The 21,289-nt window shown below is 65.1% G+C and carries 19 protein-coding genes and 2 riboswitches; of the genes, 8 read left to right on the top strand and 11 right to left on the bottom strand.

Annotation, left to right across the window (positions count from 1 at the left end):
* The first annotated feature begins 215 nt into the window (after positions 1-215).
* The 3 genes from ACVJ19_RS35680 to ACVJ19_RS35670 all read left to right on the top strand — a co-directional run bounded on the left by ACVJ19_RS35680 (position 216) and on the right by ACVJ19_RS35670 (position 2,302).
* The gene (locus tag ACVJ19_RS35680) at positions 216-953 is read left to right on the top strand and encodes a competence/damage-inducible protein A (RefSeq protein WP_283025482.1); all 738 of its coding nucleotides are present in this window, start codon (positions 216-218) and stop codon (positions 951-953) included.
* Between the two features lie 37 nt (positions 954-990).
* Positions 991-1,518 carry a xanthine phosphoribosyltransferase gene (gpt, locus tag ACVJ19_RS35675; RefSeq protein ID WP_453953726.1) on the top strand — a complete coding sequence of 176 codons (528 nt, stop codon included), beginning with the start codon at positions 991-993 and terminating at the stop codon, positions 1,516-1,518.
* Between the two features lie 166 nt (positions 1,519-1,684).
* Complete coding sequence (locus ACVJ19_RS35670) at positions 1,685-2,302, top strand: hypothetical protein (protein WP_453953725.1); 618 nt, start codon at positions 1,685-1,687, stop codon at positions 2,300-2,302.
* Here ACVJ19_RS35670 and ACVJ19_RS35665 read toward each other — a convergent pair.
* Both ACVJ19_RS35665 and ACVJ19_RS35660 read right to left on the bottom strand, forming a co-directional pair.
* Positions 2,299-2,532, bottom strand: coding sequence for a hypothetical protein (locus tag ACVJ19_RS35665; protein ID WP_453953724.1), 234 nt, complete (start codon positions 2,530-2,532; stop codon positions 2,299-2,301). The genes ACVJ19_RS35670 and ACVJ19_RS35665 overlap by 4 nt on opposite strands.
* A complete protein-coding gene (locus tag ACVJ19_RS35660; protein WP_453953723.1) occupies positions 2,529-3,551 on the bottom strand; it encodes a methionine synthase in 1,023 nt (340 codons plus the stop codon). Before ACVJ19_RS35660 ends, ACVJ19_RS35665 begins: the two co-directional genes overlap by 4 nt.
* 136 nt (positions 3,552-3,687) lie before the next feature.
* On the opposite strand from ACVJ19_RS35660, the gene ACVJ19_RS35655 reads away from it, so the two are divergent.
* The 4 genes from ACVJ19_RS35655 (at position 3,688) to ACVJ19_RS35640 (ending at position 7,689) form a co-directional block, all read left to right on the top strand.
* Entirely contained in the window at positions 3,688-4,389 is a 702-nt protein-coding gene (locus ACVJ19_RS35655) for a glutathione S-transferase N-terminal domain-containing protein (RefSeq protein WP_453953722.1), read from the top strand.
* Positions 4,390-4,523: 134 nt separating this feature from the next.
* The gene (locus ACVJ19_RS35650; RefSeq protein ID WP_453953721.1) at positions 4,524-5,132 is read left to right on the top strand and encodes a DsbA family protein; all 609 of its coding nucleotides are present in this window, start codon (positions 4,524-4,526) and stop codon (positions 5,130-5,132) included.
* Positions 5,132-6,109 (top strand): NADPH:quinone oxidoreductase family protein, encoded by a 978-nt coding sequence (locus ACVJ19_RS35645; protein WP_453953720.1) that lies wholly within the window; start codon positions 5,132-5,134, stop codon positions 6,107-6,109. Before ACVJ19_RS35650 ends, ACVJ19_RS35645 begins: the two co-directional genes overlap by 1 nt.
* Positions 6,110-6,438: 329 nt before the next feature.
* Positions 6,439-7,689, top strand: a complete 1,251-nt coding sequence (locus ACVJ19_RS35640) for an IS110 family RNA-guided transposase (protein ID WP_453948482.1) — start codon at positions 6,439-6,441, stop codon at positions 7,687-7,689.
* A gap of 205 nt (positions 7,690-7,894) precedes the next feature.
* On the opposite strand, the gene ACVJ19_RS35635 is transcribed toward ACVJ19_RS35640, so the two are convergent.
* The 4 genes from ACVJ19_RS35635 to ACVJ19_RS35620 form a co-directional block, all read right to left on the bottom strand.
* Positions 7,895-8,785 (bottom strand): crotonase/enoyl-CoA hydratase family protein, encoded by an 891-nt coding sequence (locus tag ACVJ19_RS35635; RefSeq protein ID WP_453953719.1) that lies wholly within the window; start codon positions 8,783-8,785, stop codon positions 7,895-7,897.
* A 159-nt stretch (positions 8,786-8,944) separates the two neighbouring features.
* Positions 8,945-10,366: an amidase gene (locus ACVJ19_RS35630; protein WP_453953718.1), complete on the bottom strand. Its 1,422-nt coding sequence runs from the start codon at positions 10,364-10,366 to the stop codon at positions 8,945-8,947.
* A gap of 2 nt (positions 10,367-10,368) precedes the next feature.
* Positions 10,369-11,532, bottom strand: a complete 1,164-nt coding sequence (locus ACVJ19_RS35625; protein WP_453953717.1) for a M20 aminoacylase family protein — start codon at positions 11,530-11,532, stop codon at positions 10,369-10,371.
* A gap of 13 nt (positions 11,533-11,545) precedes the next feature.
* The gene (locus ACVJ19_RS35620) at positions 11,546-13,051 is read right to left on the bottom strand and encodes a M81 family metallopeptidase (protein ID WP_453953716.1); all 1,506 of its coding nucleotides are present in this window, start codon (positions 13,049-13,051) and stop codon (positions 11,546-11,548) included.
* Between the two features lie 395 nt (positions 13,052-13,446).
* On the opposite strand from ACVJ19_RS35620, the gene ACVJ19_RS35615 reads away from it, so the two are divergent.
* Positions 13,447-14,403 carry an IS481 family transposase gene (locus ACVJ19_RS35615; protein ID WP_453948408.1) on the top strand — a complete coding sequence of 319 codons (957 nt, stop codon included), beginning with the start codon at positions 13,447-13,449 and terminating at the stop codon, positions 14,401-14,403.
* 24 nt (positions 14,404-14,427) lie between these two features.
* Here the strand turns inward: ACVJ19_RS35615 and ACVJ19_RS35610 are convergent, their stop codons facing one another.
* The 5 genes from ACVJ19_RS35610 to ACVJ19_RS35590 form a co-directional block, all read right to left on the bottom strand.
* Positions 14,428-16,077: an ABC transporter ATP-binding protein gene (locus ACVJ19_RS35610; protein ID WP_453953715.1), complete on the bottom strand. Its 1,650-nt coding sequence runs from the start codon at positions 16,075-16,077 to the stop codon at positions 14,428-14,430.
* A gap of 127 nt (positions 16,078-16,204) precedes the next feature.
* Positions 16,205-17,092: an ABC transporter permease gene (locus tag ACVJ19_RS35605; protein ID WP_211403860.1), complete on the bottom strand. Its 888-nt coding sequence runs from the start codon at positions 17,090-17,092 to the stop codon at positions 16,205-16,207.
* A gap of 18 nt (positions 17,093-17,110) precedes the next feature.
* The gene (locus tag ACVJ19_RS35600; RefSeq protein ID WP_018647027.1) at positions 17,111-18,052 is read right to left on the bottom strand and encodes an ABC transporter permease; all 942 of its coding nucleotides are present in this window, start codon (positions 18,050-18,052) and stop codon (positions 17,111-17,113) included.
* A 182-nt stretch (positions 18,053-18,234) separates the two neighbouring features.
* Complete coding sequence (locus ACVJ19_RS35595; protein WP_453953714.1) at positions 18,235-19,536, bottom strand: D-amino acid dehydrogenase; 1,302 nt, start codon at positions 19,534-19,536, stop codon at positions 18,235-18,237.
* 67 nt (positions 19,537-19,603) lie between these two features.
* A riboswitch (glycine riboswitch) is annotated at positions 19,604-19,709 on the bottom strand.
* A 3-nt stretch (positions 19,710-19,712) separates the two neighbouring features.
* Positions 19,713-19,817, bottom strand: a riboswitch (glycine riboswitch).
* 194 nt (positions 19,818-20,011) lie between these two features.
* A complete protein-coding gene (locus tag ACVJ19_RS35590; RefSeq protein WP_453953713.1) occupies positions 20,012-21,142 on the bottom strand; it encodes a M20/M25/M40 family metallo-hydrolase in 1,131 nt (376 codons plus the stop codon).
* Between the last annotated feature and the right edge of the window lie 147 nt (positions 21,143-21,289).

Here is a 21,289-nt window from a genome sequence, read left to right as displayed (position 1 = left end):
CGACTTGTCTCCCTGGCCATGCGGCAAGAGTGCATGACTTTCATGTGGTAGCAAGGGCCGGGCCAGCGCGATAAGCATGGACTGGCAGGATTTACCGGGGATGGCCGAGGGCTTGCCTGAAAAAATGGCTGAGGACTGCTTATTTCGGCAGCAAAACCGCGTGACTTCAACGCGTTACCTCGGCAAAGTCGGCGCATTGGTGAGGGACTTAAGGCATGAGCGAGATCGTCACGGCGGGCATTCTGGTCATTGGGGACGAAATCCTGTCCGGCCGGACCAAGGACAAGAATATCGGCTTCATCGCCGAGTACCTGACCAATATCGGCATTGACCTCAAGGAAGTCCGGGTCGTCTCGGACGACGAGCCTGACATCATCGCCGCGTTGGATGCACTGCGTCATCGCTACACTTATGTCTTCACCACCGGCGGCATCGGGCCGACCCATGACGACATCACCGCGGACAGCGTCGCCAAGGCCTTTGGCGTCGGCATCGATCACCACCCGGAGGTGGTCGCCCGTTTCCGCGAGCGCTGGAGCGAGCAGGATCTCAACGAGGCCCGCCTGCGCATGGCCCGCATCCCCGACGGCGCCGAGCTGATCCAGAGCGCGACCATCCTCGCGCCCGGCTTCAAGATCGGCAATGTCATCGTGATGGCGGGCGTGCCCTCGATCATGCAGGCGATGATGGACATCGTCTCGCCCAAGCTGAAATCGGGCGTGCGCATGCTCTCCGAATCGGTTCGCGCCAATGCGCGGGAGGGTGACATCGGCAGCCCGCTGCGGGCGATCGCCGCCGCCCATCCCGACACCATCATCGGCAGCTATCCCTTCATGGACGAGGAGCAGAAGCCGAACACCAACCTGGTGGTGCGCTCACGCGATGCAGATAAGCTCGCGGCAGCGATGGCGGCGGTGAAGGACATGCTGGCGGGATTGAACATCACCCGCTAGCACCATGCTGCCGGCGGACGAATGGTAGGAGACGACGATGGCTGGTGAAGCACCGGAACTGAATGCGCAGGAGAAGGCTGGCAAGGCCTTCCCGGTGTCCTGGGACCAGTTCCACCGGGATTGCCGGGCGCTGACCTGGCGGCTCAACGAGGTCGGCCCGTTCCATGCGGTGATCGCGATCACCCGCGGCGGCCTGGTGCCGGCCGCGATCGTGGCGCGTGAGCTCGGCGTGCGCGTGATCGATACGGTCTGCATCGCCAGCTACGACCATAACAAGCAGGGCGAGCTTCAGGTTCTCAAGGGCATCTCGGAAGCCGCCATGAAGCTCGGCAACGGCACCGGCAAGGGACTCCTGATCGTCGACGACCTCGTCGACACCGGCAAGACCGGCAAGCTGGTGCGCGAGATGCTGCCCGATGCGCATTTTGCCACCGTCTACGCCAAGCCGATGGGACGCCCGCTGGTCGACACCTTCATCACGGAGGTGTCGCAGGACACCTGGATCTTCTTCCCCTGGGACACCGCGCTGTCGTTCCAGCCGCCGCTGCGCGACGGGGCGGCGTGATCATCTTCGCCTCTCCCCGCGTGCGGGGAGAGGCCGGAATTCAAGCGCTGCTTGAATTCCGGGTGAGGGGGAGCTTCCGCGAGTCCGTCTCTCACCATATTTGCGGAGGCAGCCCCTCACCCCAACCCTCTCCCCGCGAAGGGCGGGGAGAGGGAGAGGAGCCGTCATGCCTCTGCAAAACCGCGTCACGCCGACCGGCGATATCATCGCCACCCCGCATCGGGGCATGTTCACCGGCAACCGCGGCATCATCCACGATCCCTCCACGAAGACGCTTCTGAACAAGCGCTGGTCGTCGCCGGCCTGGCTCACGTGCACTTGCGAATTCCGCGGCCGTCGCCGCGAAGTGATGGCGCAGCGGAGCTGGACCGAGCTGTTCTTCCTCGACGAGGCCACCGCGCTCGCCGCCGGCCATCGCCCCTGCTTCTACTGCCGCCGCGATGATGCCAATCGGTTCCGGGGCGCATGGGAGAAGGGCAATCGCGTGCATGACGTCCGCATGCACGACATCGACACGGTGCTGCATCACGAGCGGCTCGATCATGGCAGGAAACGGCTGCACGCGCTGCTGGTGCCGCTCGAACAGCTTCCCGACGGGGCAATGGTGCAGCAGGGTGAGGAGAGCTTTTTGGTGACGCAGGGCGGGGCGTTGCTGTGGTCGTTCGCGGGCTACGCCCCGCATGCACGTGCCCTCGATCGTCCGTTGTTGCTGACGCCGCCGTCCACGCTGCGCGCGATCAGCGCCGGATATCAGCCGGTGCTACATCCGACGGCCTCGCGCTAGCGTATAGGCCGCCCCTGTTCGTCGACAATCATCCGCGCATCGCGCAGCGCCCATTCCCGGATCACCTGGCGGCAGCGGGTCAACTCGGCTTCGCTCGCGGCGGTCGCATTCTTCGATGCGCGCTCCACCGTCGTCTTGCAATTGACGAGCACCGAGCGGTCCTCCGCGCGCGCCGGCAATGCGGCGAGCACCAGCACGGCGACGATGCAGGCGACGCGCATCGCCATCATCCCAGCTTCTCGCGCGCCAGCGCCGCGCCGGCGCCGAGCGCCATCAGCTTGGCTTCGGCGATTTCGCGCCGCATCGGTGCCATGCCGCAATTGGTGGTGGCGATGATGTTGCTCCTGGGCACGAATTTCGACACCGCCTCGATCACCTTGACGACGTCCTCGGCGGTCTCGACCGTATCGCTGGCGACGTCGATGACGCCGGCCTGCACGATCTTGGTCTTCAGCAGCGCGAGGAGGTCGAGCGGCACCTTCGAATTGCGGCACTCGATCGCGACCTGCTGGATCGGGCTTGCGTCGATCGCGGGGAAGATCTGCTCGTATTGCCGCCACTGGCTGCCGAGCGTCTCCTTCCAGTCGGTATTGGCCTTGATGCCATAGCCGTAGCAGATGTGCACGGCGGTGGTGCAGGTGAGGCCCTGCGCCGCGCGCTCCAGCGCCTTGATGCCCCAGTCGTTGACCTCGTCCATGTAGACGTTGAAGGCGGGCTCGTCGAACTGCACGAGATCGACGCCGTCGGCCTGCAACGCCCTGGCTTCCTCGTTCAGCAGTTCGGCGAACGCGAAGGCCATCTTGACGCGGTCGCCATAATAGCGGTCGGCGATGGTGTCGATGATGGTCATCGGGCCGGGCAGGGTGAATTTCAGCTTCTTCTTCGTATGCGTGCGCGCGACGCGCGCCTCGAAGGCATGGACGCGGCCCTTCAGCCGCAGCGGCGCGACCACTTGCGGCACCATCGCCTTGTAGCGGTCCTTGCGGATGCCCATCTCGACCTTGTGGGCGAAATCGATGCCCTCGATCTTCTCCAGGAAGCCGTGCACGAAATGCTGCCGGGCCTGCTCGCCCTCGGTGACGATGTCGATGCCGGCGTCCTCCTGGACCTTCAGCCAGATCAGCGTCGCGTCGCGCTTGGCGCGGAGCAGTTCGTCACCTCCGGACTTCCAGGGCGCCCAGAGCATGTTGGGCTCGGCGAGCCATTCCGGCTTCGGCAAGGAGCCGGCGATCGTGGTTGGAAACAGCATGGCGGCCCTCCCGGCAGGTTGAGTTGCGCCCCTTCCTGCCATGTCCTAACGTCGAGGTACAGAACAACGAAAGTCGCTCTCTATTCCAGCGGCGGCGACAGGGAAGGCGCAAGGGAAAGGGCCCAAAGGAAAGGTCATGATCGACCTCTATTACGCACCGACGCCGAACGGCTGGAAAATCTCGATCATGCTGGAGGAACTCGGGCTTCCCTATAAGGTGATCCCGGTGAATATCCGCACCGGCGAGCAGTTCAATCCTGAGTTCTTGGCGATCAGTCCGAACAACCGCATTCCCGCGATCGTCGATCACGAACCCGCCGACGGCGGCGCGCCGTTCCCGGCGTTCGAGACCGGCGCGATCCTGATCTATCTCGCGGAGAAGACCGGCCGCTTGCTGCCGACCGATTTGCGCGGGCGCTCCACCACGATCCAGTGGGTGATGTGGCAGATGGCGGGGCTCGGGCCGATGCTCGGCCAGCACGGCCACTTCGCGCTCTATGCGGCGGAGAAGATTCCCTATGCGATCGAGCGCTACCGCGACGAGGCGGCGCGGCTCTACGGCGTGCTCGACCAGCAGTTGGCCAAGACCGGCGCCTATGTCGCCGGCGACTATTCCATTGCCGACATCGCCTGCTTCCCCTGGACCATGACCCACAAGGCGCAAGGTTTTACGCTCGACGACTATCCGAGCGTGAAACGCTGGTACGCCGAGGTGCGGGCGCGTCCGCAAGTGCAGGCGGGGCTCGCGATCGGAAAATTCGTGAAAGAGCCGTTCGACGAGGAATCACGCAAGATCATGTTCGGGCAGAGGGCTAAGGAAGTGTTGGGAAGGAAGTGACGGCAACGCCGTCATTCCGGGGCGCGCGAAGCGCGAACCCGGAATCCATCAGGCCGCAATAAGACTGGTGAAATGGATTCCGGGTTCGCGCCCAAAGGGGCGCGCCCCGGAATGACGAGAGCAAAGGAACCCCCATGATCGAATTCTTCTTCGACTGCTCCAGCCCCTGGACCTATCTCGCCTTCCACAACATCCAGCCGCTGGCCAGGGAGTGCGGCGCCGAGATCGTCTGGCGGCCGATCCTAGTCGGCGGCATCTTCAACACGGTCAATCCGAGCGTCTACGCCCAGCGCGAACGGCCGGTGCCGCTGAAGGCGCGCTATATGAAGAAGGACCTCGCCGACTGGGCGCGTTCGGCCGGCCTTGCGATCAAGATGCCGCCTACGGTGTTTCCGGTGAACAGCGTCAAGGCCATGCGCGGCTGCATCTGGCTCGGCAAAGACATGGTGCCGTTCGCGACCGCCGTATTCGAGACCTATTGGGGCGAGGACAAGGACATCTCGCAGGACGCGGTGCTCGCCGAGATCTGCAGCAAGGTCGGCATCGACGAGCAGAAATTCTTCGCCGGCATTTCCGAGCAGGGCATCAAGGATCAGCTCAAGGCCAACACCGAAGAGGTCGTGGCGCGCGGCGGCTTCGGCTCGCCGACGATCTTCGTGGGCAAGACCGACATGTATTTCGGCAACGACCGCCTGCCGCTGATCCGCGAGGCGCTTACGCGCAGCAAGGCGAGCGCGGCCTGATGGTGCGCGCTGTCGTCTGCCGCGCGCTCGGCGCGCCCGAGACTTTGCGGCTGGAGGAGTTTCCGTCGCGCGCCCTGAAACCCGGCGAGGTACGGGTCGCGATCCGCGCGGCTGGCTTGAATTTTCCCGACGTGCTGATGGCGGCCGGCGAATATCAGCTCAAGCCCGAGCTGCCGTTCACGCCCGGCATGGAAGCCGCCGGCGACGTCACCGAAGTCGGCGCGGAGGCGAGGGGCGTTGCCGTCGGCGACAAGGTCATCGTCAAGATGCGCCATGGCGCCTTCACCGATGAAGCGGTGGTGACGCCATCGCAGCTCACGCCGATGCCGTCCACGTTCGACTACGCGGAAGCTGCGACCTATCTCGCCGGCCATGGCACGGCCTACCACGCGCTGATCGATCGTGGCCGGGTCGAGCCGGGCGAGGTGCTGCTGGTGCACGGCGCCGGCGGCGGCGTCGGCCTCGCCGCCGTCGAGATCGGCAAGATGCTGGGCGCAACCGTGATCGCAACCGCTTCCAGCGACGAGAAGCTTGCGATCGCGAAATCGCGCGGCGCCGATCATCTCGTCCGCTACGATCGCGAGCCGTTTCGCGACGCCGTCAAGCGCATCACCGACGGCCGCGGCGCCGACGTCGTGTTCGATCCGGTCGGTGGCCAGGTCTTTGAAGACTCGATGCGCTGCATCGCCTGGGGCGCGCGGCTCCTCGTGATCGGCTTCACCGGCGGCATCGGTTCGGCCAAGACCAATCTGCTGCTGATCAAGGGTGCCAGCGTGCTCGGCGTGCGCGCCGGCGAAGCGGTGCGCAAGAACCCTGCGCTCGGCGAAGTCCGCCTGAAGGCGCTCTTGCAATGGGCGGAGGAGGGCAAGCTGCGCCCCAACGTCTCGCACCGTCTGCCGCTGGAGGATTATGCGAAGGCGATGCGGCTGCTGATCGATCGCAAGGCGATCGGGCGCGTGGCGCTGGTGATGGAGTGACGGTGGCGTGGTGCCGTAGGGTGGGCAAAGCGAAGCGTGCCCACCATTCAGGTTTCGGTTGCTGATAGATGGTGGGCACGGCGCAAGAGCGCCTTTGCCCACCCTGTACCCTTTTGGGGTTCGCATCCAGTCGAAGGTGTAGACTGGAACACGGGCCGATCCGCCGGGAGCAGCCTTGCCCACCTGTGTCTTGAACACCGACGTAGGCGCCGCGCCCCGGCAGAGCGGCCGCGGTCGAGATCCAGTAGGAGGTTCGCGCCGAGAGCGCCAGTACAGGGATCGATCAGGATCGCGGTGGCCCGCTTTTTGAGAGCAAGGAGGTCCCAACAATGCTCGAAGATGTACGCTGGTTCGTCGGGATCGATTGGGCAACGCAGAGCCATAGCGTTTGCCTGCTGGATACCGAAGGAAGACAGGTTGCTCACTGCGAGTTCGCCCATGAGGGTGCGGGCCTGACGGAGTTGCGCGACTGGCTGCTGCAGAAGACCAACGCCGCACCGGGGCAGATCGCCGTGGCGATCGAGATGCCGCACGGCCCGGTGGTGGAGGTGTTGCTCGAACACGGGTTTGCGGTGTTCGCGATCAATCCCAAGCAGCTTGACCGCTTCCGTGATCGCTTCACGGTGGCTGGTGCCAAGGATGACCGCCGCGATGCCCATGTGCTCGGAGCTTCGCTCCGCACGGATCGCGCGGCGTTCCGTCGGCTTGTGGTCGACGATCCCACGATGATCGAGCTGCGCGAGTGGTCGCGCTTGGCCGACGAACTGCAGCAGGAGCGCACACGTCTTGCCAACCGGCTGCGCAAGCAGTTGTGGCGATATTATCCGCAGGCCACCAAGCTGACCGACGATGTCGCTGACGAATGGTTCCTGGCGCTTTGGCAGATGGTGCCGACGCCGGCCCGTGCGGCCAAGGCCAGCGAGAAGGCAATTGCACGCGTTCTGAAAGCCCATCGCATCCGCCGCCTTGATGCGGCGGGGGTGCTTGAAACTTTACGCGAGGCCCCGCTGTTCGTGGCACCCGGCACCACCGAGGCCGCCTGCGCACACATCCGCAGCTTGGCGGCACGACTGCACCTGGTCAATCAGCAGATCAAGGAGGCGCATCAGAACCTGGACCGTCTGTGCGTCGCAATCGAAGGCGAGGAGAAGGCCTCGGGGCAGAGCTCGGAGCAGTGCGACGTGACGATCCTTCGCTCCTGGCCAGGAATCGGCAGGATCCATCTCGCCACACTGCTCGCCGAGGCCGCAGAGCCTCTGCGCAGGCGAGATTATCATGCTCTGCGCGCCTTGGCAGGGGCCGCGCCGGTGACGCGGCAAAGCGGCAAGCAACGCTTCGTGATCCGTCGCCTCGCCTGCAACAGGCGGCTACAGAGCGCCGTCCATCACTGGTCGCGGGTCGCCATCCAACACGATGAGGCCAGCAGGCGACGCTATGATGCCTTGCGACAGCGAGGACATGGCCACGCGCGTGCTCTGCGCACTGTAGGGGATCGCTTGCTCTTTGCCTTGTGCACGACGCTCAAGCGACACACCCCATACGAGGCGGACTATAGCGCAAGGACCTCCACTAAAGCCTGAGCCTCATTCCTTTGTTCGGCCGGTGTGACCATTCCTTCGTCCCGACCTGCCGATCGCCACAGCGCCGCGCGCAGACGCTGTCCAGGAGGCCGTCGGCACCGGCAACGCCGGCGCGAAGCGTCCTGGACGGCGGCGAGCACGGCGCTATGCTCGCCCATCAAGGACGTCTACCTCTTGACCACGGGTAGGAGGTCCTACGAGCGCGTCACTTATACTCCCGCTCCGTCCACCACGGGAAATAGTCCGGCATATCGCTGGACACCTTGTTCTTGAACTGCGCGGGACGCTTCTCCAGGAACGACACCACGCCTTCCCTGACATCGTCCGAGCGGCCGCGGGCGTAGATGCCGCGGCTGTCGACCTTGTGGGCTTCCATGGGATCGTCGGCGCCCATCATGCGCCACATCATCTGGCGGATCAGCGCCACCGACACCGGTGCGGTCTTGGCGGCGAACTCCTTGGCGAGGGCGCGGGCGGTCGGCAGGAGATCGTCGGGGGCGACGACCTTGCTGACGAGGCGGCCGGCGAGCGCTTCCTGCGCCGGGAAGACGCGGCCCGAATAGCACCATTCCAGCGCCTGCGCGATGCCGACGATGCGCGGCAGGAACCAGCTCGAGGCGGCCTCCGGCACGATACCGCGCTGGGAGAACACGAAGCCGAAGCGCGCGGCGTCGGACGCAATGCGTATGTCCATCGCGAGCTGCATGGTAACGCCGATGCCGACCGCGGGCCCGTTGACGGCGGCGATGACGGGCTTGAGGCACTTGAAGATGCGCAGCGTCACCTGGCCGCCGCCGTCGCGCACCTGCGGGTCGCTGTAATCGACCTTGCCGTCGGCGAAACGTTTGACGGGCCCGCGCCGCGCGTCGCGATCGAACGTATCCGCGCCCGACGAAAGATCGGCGCCCGCGCAAAAGCCGCGGCCGGCGCCGGTGACGATGATGGCGCGGACATTGTCGTCCTTGTCGGCGGCGTCGAACGCGTCGATCAGCTCTGCCTGCATCTGCGCGTTGAAGGCGTTGAGCTTGTCGGGCCGGTTCAGCGTGATGGTGAGGATCTGCTCGGCGACCTCGTACTTGATCGTCTCATACGCCATGGGTGGTTTCCTTCCTCGGTTCTTTGTCGGTTTTTCTAACACGTCATTCCGGGGCGCGCGAAGCGCGAACCCGGAATCCATTTCTCCACACCACTTGTGCGGATGAATGGATTCCGGGCTTGCGCCAAGAGGGCGCAACCCGGAATGACGACGGTGCGATTAGTTGGCCGGCGGCTTCGGCCAGGGCCGCTGCGCGCCGCGCAGGCCCTCGAACGCCTTGGCCATGCCGAGCACGCCGATATCGTCGAAGCGGCGGCCGACGATCTGCACGCCGATGGGAAAACCCTTGGCGTCGAAGCCGCCGTTGACGGAGACGGCCGGATTCTCCGACATATTCCACGGCACGGTATAGGCGATGTGCTCGAACGGCTTCATGGGATCGTTGGTCGGGGAGGCCCACTCCGCCGGATAGTTCACGTTCGGCGCGGTCGGCGAGATCACATAGTCGAGCTCGCAGAACAATTTTGACGCCGCCGCGCGGATCGTCATGGTCTGGTTGAAGCCGCGGATGACGTCGACACCCGAGAGCTTCGCGCCGGACTCGCCCCATTTGAAAATGTAGGGCAGCACCTTTGCCTGTTCGGCCGGCGTCAGCTTCGACAGATCGTCCCACATCCGCGCGCGCCAGAAATTGTCGAGGCCGTCGAGCATCTCGCGGGTGAGGATGCCGTCGACCTCAGTCACGACCGCGCCCGCGGATTCAAATGCCTTCGCGGCCTTCACCGCGATCTCGCGCACCGGCTTCTCCAGCGCCATGCCCGTGCCGGGATCGAGCATCAGGCCGATGCGCAATTTTCGCGGAGATTTTTCCAGGCCCTTCCAGTTGAGCGGCTCGGCGGGCAGGCTCATGCCGTCGCGCCGGTCGGGCTTTGCGATCGCGCTCATCATCAGCGCGCAATCATCGACGGTGCGGGTCATGGGACCTGCGACACGACCGACATAGGCGGGATCGATCGGCACGCGGCCAAAACTCGGCTTCAGGCCGACGAGACCGCACCATCCCGCGGGCAGCCGGACCGAGCCACCGATATCGGTGCCGAGATGCAAGGGGCCATAGCCCGCCGCGGCAGCGGCGCCCGCGCCGGCGCTGGAGCCGCCGGGGTTCTTGCTGAGGTCCCATGGGTTGCGCGCGAGCGCATGGAAGCTGGAGAGCCCGGACGACAGCATGCCGTAATCGGGCATGGTGGTCTTGGCGAAGATGATCGCGCCGGCCTCGCGCAACCGCGCGGCGGGCGGGGCATCTTTCTCGGCTGGCACCAGCTTGACGCTGGCAGCGCCCAGCGGCACCGGTACGCCCTTGGTCGCGATGTTGTCCTTCACCGTGACAGGCACGCCGTCGAGCGCGCCTGACGGCTCGCCCCCGGTCCAGCGCGCGGTCGAGGCCTTTGCCGCCTCGCGCGCGCTGTCAGGGTCGAATGCATAGAGCGCCTTCAGATGCGGTTCCCATGCCGCGACATGCGCGAGCACGTCCTCCAGCACCTCGCTCGGCGAGAATTGTTTCGCGCGATAGCCCGCGATCAGGTCGACCGCGGAGAGATCGTGCAGCGAGGTGACCGCTTCCTCAGGGCTCTTCTTATGCATTGCTAACCTACCGGCATACGGGTCTCGATGATCCGGGCGAACATGCTGGCGCCGATCGGCAGGATCTTGTCGTCGAGCACGAAGCCGGGATTGTGCACCGGCACCGAGCCGTCATGCCCCACCCAGAAATAGGCGCCAGGAATGGTCTGCAGCATGTCGGCAAAATCCTCGCTGCCCATCTTCGGCTGAGCGCGGGTGATCACGTTGGCGGGATCGATGATCGTGCGCGCGACCTCCTCGACCACCTTGGACTGCTCGACCTGGTTGACCAGAACACCGAACGTGTCGCGGATGTCGGCTTCGATCGTGCACTGATACGCGGCCGCGATGCCGGCGCAGATCGTTCGGATGCGGTCGGCGATCAGGGCGCGGACTTCATTCGAGAAGGTGCGGATGGTGCCGCAGAGATGCGCTTCGCCCGGAATGACGTTATAGGCGGAACCCGCATGGATCTGGGTGATCGAGATGACCGCGGCCTGCAGCGGCTCGACGTTGCGGCTGACGATGGTCTGGATCGCCTGCGCCAGCGTGGTCGCGATGATCACCGCGTCCTTGGAGCGCTCGGGCATCGCGCCATGGGCGCCGTAGCCGGTGATGCGGAGATCGAAGAAGTCGGCGCTGGCCATTGCCGGGCCGGGCAGGATCGCGATCTCACCATGATTGAGGTCGGGCGCGTTGTGCAGGCCATAGAGCTCGTCGCAGGGGAATTTCTCGAACAGGCCGTCCTTGATCATGGCGCGGGCGCCGCCGAGGCCTTCCTCGGCGGGCTGGAAGATCAGATGCACGGTGCCGTCGAAATTCCGGGTCTCGGCGAGATAGCGCGCGGTGCCGAGCAGCATGGTGGTGTGGCCGTCATGGCCGCAGCCGTGGAAGCGGCCGGGGATTTTCGAGCTCCATTTCAGGTTGGTGTTCTCTTCCATCGGCAGCGCGTCCATGTCGGCGCGCAGGCCGATGCGCTTGCCGCCCGAGCCCTTGCCCTTGATGACGCCGATCACGCCGGTGCCGCCGAGACCGCGATGCACCTCGATGCCCCAGCTCTTCAGCTTGTCGGCGACGATGCCGGAGGTGCGCACTTCCTCGAAGCCGATCTCGGGATGGGCGTGGAGGTCGCGCCTGATGGCGGTGAGTTCGTCGGCGTAGCCGTCGATGCGGTCGATCGTGGGCATGTGTCCTGTCCGGTTAGCGTGAAGGAGGATTGAAAACGGGGCCGTTCGGCTTGATGCGGATGCCCGGGCGCAGGCGCGTCCAGGGCAGGGAGGCGGTGTCGGCCGGCATCGCGCCGGGTGCGGCGCAGATCATCAGCTTTTCCGCGATCGGCTCGAAATCGGCGCGGAAGTGCACCGAGCTCTTGTTGACCAGGATTTTCTCTCGTGTCGGCTCGATGCCGACGTAGCGGTACATCGCCTGGTCGGCGAGCTGCGCCTTGTGCGAGGAGACGACGACACGGACATCGCCGATGCGCAAGGCTGCGGAGGGGCCCATCTCCATCTCGCGGCCGCCATAATAGGGACCGGGCGCGATGAAGCGGCCGTCGGAGAGCTTTTCGACCACAAAAGTCTCGCGATAGGGCTCGTCGCCGGGAATGCCGGACTTGCCGCCGAGCGCGAGCGTCACGGTCGCGCCGACGCCGGCTTCGTGCGCGGCCTTCGCCGATTCCGGATCGTAGATGGCGCCGGTCGCGGCGCTCGCCTTGTTGCGCACCAGCGCGCGCAGCATGCCCGTGGTGTCGGAATCGCCGCCGGCGCCGGGATTGTCCTGGGTGTCGGCGATGATGATCGGCTTGCTCGCGTTCTTCGAGAGTTCCATGGCATGGCGCACGCCATCGTCGGGCGACCAGATCCTGCCGTCGAAATCGTCCTCGTGGCTTTCGATCAGCTTGACGATCGCATCGGCGGCGCGATCAGCGTCGCCTTGCGTCTTGCCATAGGCGAACACGCTCGGGCCGCAATCGCGGAAATCGGCGGCGGGGAAGCCGGGCGCGAAAGAAAGCGTTGGAACCGCGTCGCTCTCGAGCGCAGCGAGCTTTTCGTAAATGCCCCTGGTCGGAAAGTCGTTGGTGCATTGCCAGCTGATCGCGATCAGGAACGGCAATTGCCGGAAGGATTTTGCAAAGCGCTGCTTGGTCTTCAGCAGCAGCGCCAGATGCTTTGCGCAGGCGCGGCCGGTGTCGGCCATGTCGACATGCGGATAGGTGCGGTAGGCGATCAGCGCATCCGCATGTTCCATCATTGCGGGCGTGACATTGGCGTGCAGGTCGAGGCTCGCGACCAGCGGAACATCCTTGCCGATGACGCGGCGCACGCGCGCTAGGATTTCGCCCTCACCGTCGTCGAGATGCTCGGTGACCATGGCGCCGTGCAGGTCGAGATAGACCGCGTCGATCGGACCCGCGGCCGCGATGCCGTCGACCATGACCTTCACGATGCGCTCGAAGGCGTCCTTGGTGACATGCGCCGACGGGCTCGCCCCGCAGGCAATCGTCGGGATGAGTTCCCAGCCGTTCGCCTCGGCACTGTCGACGAAACCGGCAAGCCCGACATTGATGCGCCGCATCACCTTCACGACGTCGGCACCTTCAGTCATCGCCGGCCAGCCGCCGCCATGCTGGAAGTCCGCAAACGTCGCCTTGGTCGGGGCGAAGGTGTTGGTCTCGTGCAGGAAGCCGCCGACGGCGATACGTGTCATCAATTCCAGTCCGGTCAATCAGGAGTGCGCGACGTTAGCCCCGGCTTTGCGAGGAGAGCAAGGCGGGAAGCAATCGCGCCACGCATAGGGTCAAGACGTTTTGGGAATGCTGCGGGGCGGTGGGTGTTGTGAGAGGAGGGGCTTCCACAAATTCAGTGTCGTCCCGGCCTAGTGCGCAATTGCGCACGGGGGCCGGGACCCATACCCCCAGGGAGATGTTTGGCGAAGATTGGTCGTTCGGGATTGGTACCGCCAGCAATCGATAGATCACGCGGTATGGGTCCCGGCCCCCGTGCGCAATTGCGCACTAGGTGTGGTCTCTCAGGAGGTTGTCCATCTGGTCTGAACCGAGGAAGCTGAGGTTGCGAAGCTTCAGTGTTCCAAGGAGAGACCAGATGAACGTGCACAAGAATGCGCCTTTGACGCCCAAAGGTCGAGAGGCGATGGTCCGAAGCGTGGTGCAAGGCGGGCTGAGCCAAGCTGGCGCGGCCGACCTGTTCAATACGACGCCGAAGACGGTCGCCAAATGGGTCAAGCGGTTCCGCGCGGAAGGTGTGGAGGGATTGCGTGATCGCTCCTCCAGGCCCCTTTCATCGCCAAGCCAAACCCCGGTCGCCACGTGCACCGCTGTGGAGGCGTTGCGCCGGCAGCGCCACACCGGCAAACAGATCGCTGCCGAGGTCGAGGTGTCACCGGCCACCGTCAGCCGCATCCTGCGCCGTTTGGGATTAAACCGGATACGCGACCTGGAGCCGGCCGAACCGGAGCGCCGCTATGAGCGCGAGACGCCCGGCGAGATGCTCCACATCGACATCAAAAAGCTCGGGCGTTTCGAGCGTGTGGGCCACCGCATCACCGGCGATCCGAGTGGTCCGAACAAGAGCCGTGGCGCTGGTTGGGATTTCGTCCACGTCTGCATTGACGACCATTCCCGCGTCGCGTTCTCCGAGATCAAGCCCGACGAGACCGCGGACAGTGCTGTTCCTTTTCTCAAGGCGGCTGTGGCTTATTACAAAAGCCTCGGCGTCACCGTCACGCGCGTCATGACCGACAATGGCAGTTGCTACCAGTCCTTCGCCTTCCGCGACGCTTGCCGGGACCTCGGCATCAAGCATATTCGCACCAAGCCCTATACACCCAGAACAAACGGCAAGGCCGAGCGCTTCATCCAAACCGCGCTTCGCGAATGGGCTTATGCCAAAGCCTATCCAACATCAGATCGGCGCGCCCAAGAGCTGCCGTTCTGGCTGCACCAATACAACTGGCACCGGCCCCACGGTGGTATAAAATCTCAAACGCCGATCAGCAGGCTCGGTTTGACCGAGGACAACCTCTTGAGGCTCCACAACTAGGCCGGGACGACACCGTGAGTGTTGCTACAGCGTGGCCGCCACGCCTTCCGTCACCGGCCGGAAGTTCGCAAAGTCCCAATTGCGTCCCGGCGCCGCGTCCAGCAGCGCCTTGGTGTAGGCCTCCTTCGGATGCGTCAGCACTTCGGCGGCGGGGCCCTGTTCGACGACGCGGCCGTGCTGCATCACCACGACCTCGTCGCAGATTTGCGCCGCGACGCGCAGGTCGTGGGTGATGAACAGGATGGCGATGCCGAGCCGCTTCTGGATCTCGTCGAGCAGTTCCAGCACCTGCGCCTGCACCGAGACGTCGAGCGCGGAGACCGCTTCGTCCGCGACCAGCACGTCCGGATCGAGCGCGAGCGCGCGGGCAATCGCGATGCGTTGGCGCTGGCCGCCGGAGAACTGGTGCGGATAGCGCGACACGGCGTCAGCCGGCAGCCCGACGAGCTCGAGCAGCTCGCGCGCGCGTTTCATCGCGTCGGCATGCGAGGTCCCGTAATTGATCGGGCCTTCGGCGATGCTCTCGCCGACGGTGACGCGCGGGTTGAGCGAGCGGTAGGGATCCTGGAACACGATCTGGATCTTCTGCCGATGCGGCTGCAGCAGGCGGCGCGAGATGTCGGCGATCTCACGGCCGGCAAGGCGCACGCCGCCGGAGGTCGGATCGATCAGGCGGACGATGCAGCGCGCCACGGTCGACTTGCCCGAGCCGCTTTCGCCGACGATGCCGAGCGTGCGGCCCTTGCGCAGGGTGAGCGTGACCTTGTCGGCGGCGACGACCTCGCGGCCTTTGCCGAAGAACGCGCGTTCCTTGTAGACCTTGCCGAGCTCGTTGGCCTCGAGCACCACCGGCTCGCGACTCTCCTCGCGCGGCGGCCGCGGCACCAGGCTCGGCACCGACGCCAGCAAATTGCGGGTGTACTCCATGGTCGGGTTGCGCAGCACGGTCTCGAGCGGACCGGTCTCGACGAGGCGGCCTTGCCGCATCACTGCGACGCGGTCGGCGATCTCGGCCACCACGCCCATGTCATGCGTGATGAACAGCACCGCCGTGCCGTGATCGCGCTGGAGGTCGCGGATCAGGGTCAGGATCTGTTTCTGCGTGGTGACGTCGAGCGCGGTGGTCGGCTCGTCGGCGATCAGCAGCTTCGGCTCCAGCACCAGCGCCATCGCGATCATGATGCGCTGGCGCTGGCCGCCGGAGAGCCGGTGCGGGTAGGAGGCGAAGATGCGCTCGACCTGGGGCAGGCGGACCTGCTCCATCATGTCGAGGATGCGCTTCTTGCGCGCCTTCGCGTCGAGCTTGGTGTGGGCGCGCAGCACCTCGTCGATCTGGCGGCCGACCGGCACCACCGGATTGAGCGCGGTCATCGGCTCCTGGAAGATCATCGCCATCTGCGTCGCGCGGAGCTGGCGCAGGCGGCGGTCGGTGGCGGTGAGCAGCTCCTCGCCGACCAGCTTGACGCTGCCGGAGGTCGGCACCAGCGTGCCCTTCGGCAACAGGCCCATCGTGGTGAGCGAGGTCACCGACTTGCCCGAGCCGCTTTCGCCGACGAGGCACAGCGTCTCCCGCTCGCGCACCTGGATCGAGATGCCGTCGATGATGTTGGCGCCCTTCGGCTTCTTGCCGACGGAGACGACGAGGTTGTTGATGTCGAGAACAGGGTTGGTCATGCGAGATCTCCACCGTCGTTCCGGGGCGCGCGCAAGCGTGAACCCGGAACCTCGAGATTCTTAGGTGCGCAATTGCGCACCATAGTTCGGTGCTTCGCACCGCCCCGGAATGACGGAATCAATGGTTTCACTTTCCTTCCCGCTGCTTCATGCGGGGATCGAGGGCGTCACGGGCGGCATCGCCGATCAGGTTGATGCTGAGGATGGCGATCGAGAGCAGCAGGCCCGGCCAGAAGATCAGCGAGGGTTTGATCTGGAAGTACTGGCGGCCCTCGGCCATGATGTTGCCCCAGGTCGGCGTCTCAGGTGAGATGCCGGCGCCGAGGAAGGAGAGGATCGCCTCGGTGAGGATCGCGGAGGCGCAGACATAGGTGCCCTGGACGATCAGCGGCGCGATCGTGTTCGGCATCAGGTGCCGCCACATGATCTTCGGCAGGCTGGAGCCGACCGAGATCGCGGCCTCGACGTAAGGCTCCTCGCGCGCCGACAGCACGACCGAGCGGACCAGGCGCGCCACGCGCGGAATCTCAGGGATCGTGATCGCGATCAGCACGGTCCAGATGCTGGCGCCGGAGAGCGAGACCACCGCGATCGCGAGCAGGATGCTCGGCATCGCCATCAGGCCGTCCATGATGCGCATCATCACGGAATCGACCAGCTTGAAGAAGCCGGAGACGAGGCCGATCGAAAGGCCGATGGCGATCGACAGGATCGCCGAGCCGATGCCGATCAGCAGCGAGATGCGGCCGCCATAGATCACGCGCGACAGGAGGTCGCGTCCGTAAGCGTCGGTGCCGAGCAGGAATTGCGCCGAGGCCGGCTTCAATCGCTGCGACGGCGCGAGCTGGATCGGATCATGCGGCGCGATCAGCGGCGCGAGGATCGAGATCACCACGATCAGGGCGAGCAGGAACGTCGCTGTCGCGATGATCGGCGTCGAGGTGAGGAATCCGAAGCGCGGCCGCAGCGGCGAGGTGATCGGAATGGACGACTGGGGAAGGGTATCGACCGACATTTTGTTCTTGTCCTTGCCTCAGTACCGGATCCGGGGATCGAGCAGGGTGTAGGCGACGTCGATGAGAAGATTGACGACGACGTAGATCAGCGACGTCAGCAGGATCATGGCCTGGATCACCGGATAGTCGCGCGCCAGCACCGCATCGACGGTGAGGCGCCCGATGCCGGGGATGTTGAACACGCTCTCGGTGACGACCACGCCGGAGATCAGCAGCGCAAAGCCGGTGCCGATCACGGTGATCACGGGCACGGCGGCGTTGCGCAGCGCATGCCGCATCATCACGGCAACCTCGTTGATGCCTTTCGCACGCGCCGTTCGCACGTAATCTTCACCGAGCACGTCGAGCATCGCCGCGCGCGTCATGCGCGCGATCAGCGCGATGTAGATGAAGGACAGGGCGCAGGTCGGCAGGATCATGCGCTCGAAGAACGGCCCAAAACCGTTAAAGATGCTGCGGAAGCCCTGCACCGGCACCAAGCGCAAATCGATCGCGAAGACCTCGATCAGGACATAGCCGACCACGAACACCGGCACCGAGAAGCCCAGGACCGACAGGCCCATGACGAAACGGTCGATCCAGGTGCCGTGCTTCCACGCCGCGATCACGCCGAGCGGCACGGCGACGATGACGGCGAGGATGATGGTGCACAGCGCGATCGAGATCGACGGTTCGACGCGCTGGCCGATCATCTTCATCACCGGCAGGTTGGAGATGAGCGAGGTTCCGAGGTCGCCGTGCAGCAGCTTGTTCACCCAGGTGATGAACTGCACGATCAGGGGCTCGTTGAGCCCGAGCGATTCGCGGATGCGCTCGAGCCGTTCCGGCGTCGCGTTGTCGCCGGCGAGGATCGCGGCGGGATCGCCAGGCGTCAGCCGCAACAGCAGGAACACGAACAGCGCGACGACGCCCATCACGGGCACCGCGGCCAGAACGCGACGAATGAGATAACCTAGCATGCACCTATCTCCGGCTGCGGAACTTGTGGGGCCCTGGGGCGCCCGTGGATTCGAACGTGTCTATCATGCGCGCCTGTACTCGGGCTGGGAAAGCGGGCCGGAGATGCCGGTCTTTCGGGGCAAATTGTGTGCCAAGGGCAGGGCGGTCGCAAGAGGCCGCCCCCGCGTCCGATCGAGACCACTCAGGATGCATGACGCAGCTCGCGCTCAACCCCAAGTGAAGGCACGGTCGGCGGCGCATTGAGCCCGCGCCAGCCGTCAATGGTCCCGGCGATCATCTGCGCGGTTGCGGCCGACAGGGTCCAGCCGAGATGGCCATGGCCGGTGTTGAAGAATACGCCCGGCATCCGCCCGGCGCGCACCACTGGCATCATGTTCGGCATCATCGGGCGCAGCCCGGCCCAGGGCACGACGCGCGATGTTTCGATGGCGGGGAAGTTGCTGCGCACCCAGTCGACCAGCGGCTGCACGCGGTCGGCGCGGATGTCGCGGTTGAAGTCGTTGAACTCGGCCGTGCCGGCCACCCGAAAACGATCGGCGCCGAGCCGGCTGGTGACGATCTTGGCGGCTTCGTCGAGCAGGCTCACGGTCGGCGTCGCGGCGCGGCTTTCGGCGGTGTCGAGCTGAACGGTGATCGAATAGCCCTTCACCGGGTAGACGTTGATGCGATCGTCGAGGAGGGCGGCGAAGTGGCGGCTGGCGACGCCGGCGCAGACCACGACTCCGTCCACCTTCAGCATGCCGCGCCCGGGGGCGACGGCATCGCTTGCGGCGAGATCGGCCCAGCCGAGCACGAAGCCGCTGCCGGCGCGCGCAATTGAATCGATATCGGCCTCGTGGATGAAGGTCGCGCCGCGCCGCTTGCAGGCGTCCGCCAGCCCGCGGGTGAACTTGTGGATATCGCCGGTCGCATCCGACGGCGTGTAGAAGCCGCCATAATAGGCCTTGCGCAGCGTCGGCTCGATCGCGCGGATCTCCTCCGCCGTCACCGGACGGCGATCGAGGCCGCCTTCCTGCAGCAGCGCGTTGACGCGCAGGCCGGATTCGAAACCCGCCTTGTCGTGATAGATGTGGAGGATGCCGCGGCGTTCGAGATCGAAGTCGATGCCTTCGCGCGCCGCGATCTCGAACAGATGCTTGCGGGCTTCGATCGCAAGCCGCGTGGTCTCGATGGTGTTGGCGCGGTAGTTGCCGATGTTGGCGACGAACTCGCTCATCCACGAATATTTGTGCCAGTTCGGCCGCGGGTTCATCAGCAGCGGCGCGTCGCGCCGGAACATCCAGCGCAGACCCTTCAGGATCGTCGCGGTGCTGTTCCACACTTCGGCATTGCTGGCGGAGAGTTGCCCGCCATTGGCGAACGATGTCTCCATCGCGGCGTAACGGTGCTTGTCGAGCACTGTCACCTTGAAGCCGCGTTCGAGCAGGGCATAGGCGGTCGTCACGCCGGTGATGCCGGCGCCGATGATGGCGATATGGGTCATGGCAGGGTCGGGGCTCCCGTGAGTTAGGATAGGTCGGCCGCCGGCCAAAGGCCGTTGGCGGCGCCCCATCTGTCACGGTTACCTGAGAGCTTGATCCGCTGCGGATCACGCAACGGACTATCCCCTTCGGTGGACGTCACGATTGCCTGAAATCGCGCCGTCTCTCTCCAGATCGTCCTGACGATACGGTCCTTTTGCCTGAGAGTTTCCGGGGCGGTTGCTCCGTCGGCGCCACAACGAAAGCTGAAAACCTTCGTTGCGATCTCTCCCGCATCGTCGCGTGGACAATCGAGCAGTACGATACGCCTCATTTTTAGACAAGGATAAATTTAGACCGCCACTGCCAACGCATTGTGCAATGCGAAGTTGATGACCGCGTCATTCCGTGCGCGACCCGGAATCCCGAGATTCTCAGGTGCGCAACTGCGCACCATAGTTCGCGTCTTCGACGCGCCCCGGAATGACTCGGGCCGTATCACTCCAGCGTCGCCAGCAATCCCGCCATCAAGCGCCCACGCTCGACCAGGCTATCGACCTCGATGAACTCCTCGAGTGTGTGGCCATTGCCGCCGCGCACACCGAGGCCGTCGAGAGTCGGAATGCCCATCGCACCGGTGAAATTGCCGTCGGAGCCGCCGCCGGAGCTCGCATGCGGTAATTCCGCGCCGAGAGATTTGGCGATGCCGCGTGCCTTCTCATACAGCGCCATGGTGCCGGCATCCGGCTCCCAGACCGGGCGCGTCACGCCGCGCGTGATCTTGAAGGTGACGTCGTTGTTGGTGCCCGACAGTGCCAGCATCCTCTCGACACCGCGGTCGAGATCGGCCTGGCGCTTGGCCATCGACAGCGCCTCGCCGGTGGCGGTCGTGGCAACGCAATTGACCCACTGGCCGCCATGCACGACGCCGACCGAGAAGGTGCAGTCCTCCGTCGTCATCGCGTCGATCGCGAGAATCTGTCGCGCCATTTCGCGGATCGCCGAGCGTCCCGCCGACAGCGTCGCGCCGGCGTGGCTCGGCCGTCCCGTCGCCTCGAGATTGAAGCGTGCGATGGCGTAACGTCCGGTGGTGACGCCGTTGTCGGCGCGGCCGGGCTCCGGCACCAGCACGTACTTATTGCGTGCCGCTTCCGCCTCGATGATGTCGCGCGTCGACGGCGTGCCGACTTCTTCGTCGGGTGTGAACAGCACGGTGATCGGCAGCGGCGTCGTGAACGAGGCGCGCGCCAGCTGCCGGATCGCTTCCAGCGAGAGATAGTTGCCGCCCTTCATGTCGTAGATGCCGGGGCCGTAGCACTTGTTGCCCTCGCGCCGCCATTTCAGCTTCTCGATGGTGCCGACGGGATGGACGGTATCCATGTGACCGGCGATCAGGATTCCGGGCTCGCCCTGTTTCGGATGCGGAAACCGGGCGCGGATCACGTCGCCAAAACCCTGGCGGCCGGCGATGCGCTCGATCGTCGCACCCATGATGGCCATATCCCGCGCCGCGACATCGAGCATGCGGTTCACCGCGCCCGCGTCCCAGGTCGGGCTTTCGCATTCCACCCAGGTGCGCAGGCCCTCGAGCATGGTCTCGGAATCGAAGGGAAGATTGGCTGGATTCATCTCAATGTCTCTCAAGCTGCGAAAGATGGAACGCGCATTGCATCGGCGCGCGGCAGGACAAGCGGAGAGCGTTGTAGAGCCAAACCGATCTTTGTGGAGCCCGTGCGCGCGCCGCGAGGGCTTGCGACGAAACCGGATTGACGCGCT

It is taken from the genome of Bradyrhizobium sp. USDA 376 (assembly GCF_054063675.1).
The sequence above is the reverse complement of the archived record's forward strand: the minus strand, read 5'-3'. Positions and strand labels throughout refer to the sequence as shown.